Raw genomic sequence first — 5,120 nt, forward strand, 5'->3', positions numbered from 1 at the left:
GATTGGAATATATGACCAATATAACTATTTATTGACTAGTGATAAGTTAAGTGACAATCAAAAATATTTGTATGATTCCTTAATGAAAAGAGGTGCCAATAAGGGGCAATTAGATGATTCTTTAAAAGTTACAACAGACAATTGAACGCCACATCCTCTTTTGTATAACATGTATTCATATACGAAAATGAACGTTAGTAAAAAATTTTGCCATTTAGCGCCTGCATTGGGCTGGACTGTCTTGAGAAGCCTAATGTCAAAGCTGCTTGTGAAAGGCCTACTTGCCCACCTGAATTTGAAGCTGAACCAATTTCTGCACCGTCAACAAAAAGTCGAATGTTATTTCCTGATTTATAAACAACCGAAATATGTGTCCAAGTATTTGGTTTAACAATGTTATTAGCAGACCAATACTGACCAACTAAATTCCAGTTGCCGTAGCTGTATACATAGGCAACAACCTCACCATTTCTTCCAACCCAAAGACCAAGTGCTGGAGAATTAACTTTTGATAAATCACCGAAAGTAATGCAATGCCAATAATCTGAATTATTAAATGCAGGAATATTAACCCAAGACATATAGGAGATTTCGTCGAGTGCAGCACCACCTAAGATTGTTGTACCAATTGTAACATCTGCACCACTTGTACCTGTAGCAACCAAACTACGAGCCGATTGACTAAATCTGTCACTTCCAAAAAAGCTTGTACCAACTTGGGAGGCATGGAAACCATATCCACTGTAATCGTTATAATCACCATTGAATTTGTACCAAAGAACCAAATCTGCATTGGTATTACCGGTAGAGTTTTGAAGAGATGCATTGTGCACGAACCAATCCCACTCAGGCTGATTTTGCGAATTCATTCTAGAGTATATTTCAAATCCACTGAAATCCGCAATTCCATTGAAATAGCCCGTGAAGAAAATCTCACTTGCAGATTTTGCAAAAATGCCCCGTCCCTCTTCATCTAAATTACCTCCAAATTTCTTAGCACTTATTGGAGCTCCATTAGACTCATAGCCAGCAACTACAACATCCAAGTTACCAGATGAAACTAAAGATTCTGAACCAAATGCCACCGTACCAGCAAAACTACCCACTACAAATACTTTGCCGGTTGGATCCATAGATAACCCTCTAAATCCATCCTGACCAATTCCGCCAACTGCATTCACCCATTGGAATGAACCCGTAACCGAATCAAGTCGAGCTACAAACGCATCAGAAACACCTAATGATGTTTTTGAGAACGAACCGAAAGTTGCCACATTGGAGAACAATCCAGCCAGGTAAATATTACCGCTTACATCTGTACCTACACCAAATCCGCCATCAGACCCTGGTCCTCCAAAGGATTTCGCCCAACTGAAGGCACCTCCAGAAGTTAACTTAGCAATGAATCCATTGCTTTCATTACCCGAATTAGTAAGAGTGGTTGAGCCAAAACTTGCATTTAATTTGTAGTCACCCACAACAATAACTGAACCGGAAGCATCGGTTGCAATTCCCTGGCCATAATCGTAACTGGTTCCTCCAGCACTGATAGCCCAAGTCAAAGCACCATTTGATGAAGCAAATTTCGCAACCCAAACATCAGTTGCACCATTGGATGTTAAGGTAGTCTGTGAATTAGAGAAAGTGGCAGTTCCATGGAAATAACCTGTTACAACTGGATTTCCACTCGGATCCACTGCCACAGCAAAAGCCACATCTTGATTTGAGCCACCGAAAGATTGTACCCACAATATGCTTCCAGAAGGACTTACTTTGGCGATGAAGGCATCGTCAGAACCATTACTCGATCTCGAAAAAGAACCAAAAGTAGCAACATTACGGAATGAACCTACAATATAAGCATTACCTGAAGCGTCAAGAGCTACCGTAGATGCAGCATCTTCTCCAGATCCGCCGGCCGTTAAATTCCACAGAAGATTTCCTGACTGAGAATATTTTGCCAAGAAAATGTCATTACTGCTGGAATTCACCAAATTCAAATCCATGTACATGCTACCAGCATAAGTTCCAGCAACATAAACGTTACTTGATGCATCAAGTGCTACTCCTCCTGCAGCATCCTTTCCAGAGCTTCCAGAATACCTTGGCCAATTTGGAGGAAGGGTTTTTCCATTACCACTAACACCATCTCTAAGGTACTTGGTCTCAGTTTGGGAGGTATAAACATTCAAAGCTGAATTGTATTCCAAGACAGAATAAAAATAATCTGTGTAAGGTTCCAATCCGGACACTAAAACAGAACTAGCAAAACCCGCATAAACAATTTTATTGTCGCCACCTATATTTTGCGCTGATTGGAAATTTGCATTTGGAATATAAATTTGGTTATCAACAGGTAAGGTATTTACTGGTCCACCCTTTCTCGCAACCACTATTCTAAACGCACCGTTACCATTTGTCCAACGAACCATTTGCTCAGTGCGCGCAGAAACAACTTGAACATTGGAGGCATTGACAGTTGGAGTTTGAACCAAAGGCGGGGTTGTAAACTGAACATTGCCTGGTCCAACCCAGATTCCATTAATATAGTCATACCCATAATAATTCTGTGTGCCAGGACCGTTTGTGTTGTACTCAACAACTACAAAATGATAGGTCGTATTTGGCATAAGCCCTGAAACTACGCAACTATTTGCAGTGCCATTGTAAACTGTTTTATAATTCTGCACGGCACCATTTTTAATAACCGGTACCATGCCAGGGAAAGGATTACTCGAATTCATGTCAGCATTTGCTGTATAAGAAACCCCATTTGAAGGTAAGGCAAAAACTGGATTAAAGCCAGCACCTGCAAGTGCAAGGACCATTCGATTGGTTCCATTACCAGGAGTCCAAGAAACATTAACTGCGCCGCCTGGTAAACTGGTAGCCGTAACATTGTAGGCAAACTGAGTTGGTCTTGTCGCCATAGATAATGTTGTACGACTAATCGTAGGCACTGAGCTTGTTAAATACCTGGTGAAAACACCACCGTAAGAATTGTATTCAAAAATCGCAAAATGGTAAGTTTGGCCAGGATCTAGATTAGTTACCTGGCAATTATTTCCTGATCCATCGTAAACTACATAGTTTCCGTTGCCCATATCTGAACCAAAACCATAATCTGAACTTGCCCAATAAAAACTATTACTTGTTGGATAGGCAGAAATGTCCACTGGAGCGCCCGCTTTAGCAATCACTATTCTTGCCATACCGTTACCTGAACTCCAGCTTAAGTTCAAAGAATTCTGAGTAATTCCGGATGCTTGTAAATTAAATGCTGGTGATGTTGGAGGCAAGAAGTCTAAGGTTGAGCCTATTGCATTAGTAGCAATGGTATTCGCATATGTTGGATTTGCAGTGCCTCCATTGAATTCAACAATTCGAATTGAATAGGTGGTATTTGAAGACAGGTTATTTACAACTACTGTATTACCTTGACCTACCATTACAACAAAACCACCACCAATATTTGAACCATTTCCAAAATAGTTGTTTGCATAATAGTTAAGTCCATTTTGAGGGAATGCAGTTGGAGCAGAAAGTGGACGTATGTAGACCAACCTTGAAGTTCCATTTCCATTATTCCAATTGATTCTAAAACTATTCACGGTTCGGTCAGTAACGGTTACACCCGATGCTGGAATGGTTGGAGCAGTTGGAAGCAAAACGTTCACAGCTGCCAGATAAAGATTTGAGCTATTCACCACCACCATCGGTACAGACCCGAAACTAACTACATTAAATCCATTTATTGGCAAGCTGCTTCCATGAATAAAAGTTGTTACTCCAAGCTTGGTTAACCCCAAAGGATAATTGTTATTGGAATAAGCTGTGAATAAGCTTGTTAATGCTGAATTTGTCATATTATACCTAACAACCTGATAGTTTTGATGAAACTCAAGTTGATTATTATCCACAGCAACTAAATTGGAGTTAGGAGATACAGACCCATTTGTGTTTCCGGAAATAAAGGTTCCAGTAACTGCATCTACACGTGCAAGATTGAGGGCGTAATTTGCACCAGAGTTATTCAAATAGCCATTAAACTTGCCGGAAAATGCAATTGTTGAGGTTGAAGGAGGCTGAACAATATCAAAAATTTCGGTTGGGTTTGTACTATTAAAGGGTAATCCGGCATTGAAAGAATTAATAGAACCTGAAAATGGGTTCAAGGACAACAAAGAGTTTCTTAGTCCAGAAAATCTACCACCAACATAAACCGATGATCCACCAAAATAGCGAATAACATTTACCCTTACCGGACTTGACCCATTTACGGCCATCATTGTTGGGTTAATTCCTGATAAGGAAACAGGCGAGGATTGGATATTATCTAATACAAAAAATCCATTTCGAAGTGCATTTGAAGCAGACCCTGAGGAATTAATTACCGTTACACTTGAGAAATCTCCACCAACAAAAAGCCGAGAACCCGCAAAGCAGATAGACCTTACACTGTTATTTGTATTTGCCCTAACCACCGGATTAAAAGTTCCGGTGAAATTGTTTACAACCGCAAAATTAATAGCTGAATTACCTCCTACTTGGTTAAAGTTTCCTCCCAAGAAAACATTATTTCCAGACGATTCAATAGCGTAAACTGAACCATTTACATTGGGATTAAAAGGCAACAATTGAAATGTTGTTAAATCCATCGCTGCAGCTCCTCTGCGCTCAATCAAACCAATTTTTGTAAATCCACCTGTGGCAATCACATTTCCGTTCGTGAAGTTTGCAAAAACCCGAACGGTAGCATTTGGTCTTGGGTTAAAGGCATTAAGAATTGGGGCACTAGTTTGATTGGTAGGCAAATTATAAATGGCAAACCTATCACGAGAATTTCCAGAAATTGAAGTGAATGCTCCACTTACCCAAAGTGAACCATTGATAATTCCGGATGCCTCAATTGTAGAATTTGGATTCGGACTCCAAGTATTTAATACCTGAAGAAAGTTAGTATTGAATGCGAATAATCTGGCCCTTGATATATTATTTACACTGGTGAATCCCCCTCCTACAAAAATATTTTGTCCATTAACAGCCAATGTAAATACAGAACTATTCAAATTTACATTTGCCGGAGATAGCATAAACATCGAGGTATTCAAATCAATACC

The 5,120-nt window shown here is 39.8% G+C and carries 1 protein-coding gene; it reads right to left on the minus strand.

The window, feature by feature from the left end; translation table 11 throughout:
- Window positions 1-194: 194 nt before the first annotated feature.
- Entirely contained in the window at window positions 195-5,093 is a 4,899-nt protein-coding gene (locus K1X82_14680) for a hypothetical protein (GenBank protein MBX7183355.1), read from the minus strand.
- Window positions 5,094-5,120: the final 27 nt, after the last annotated feature.

This window comes from Bacteroidia bacterium, from assembly GCA_019695265.1.
Taxonomy (GTDB): domain Bacteria; phylum Bacteroidota; class Bacteroidia; order JAIBAJ01; family JAIBAJ01; genus JAIBAJ01.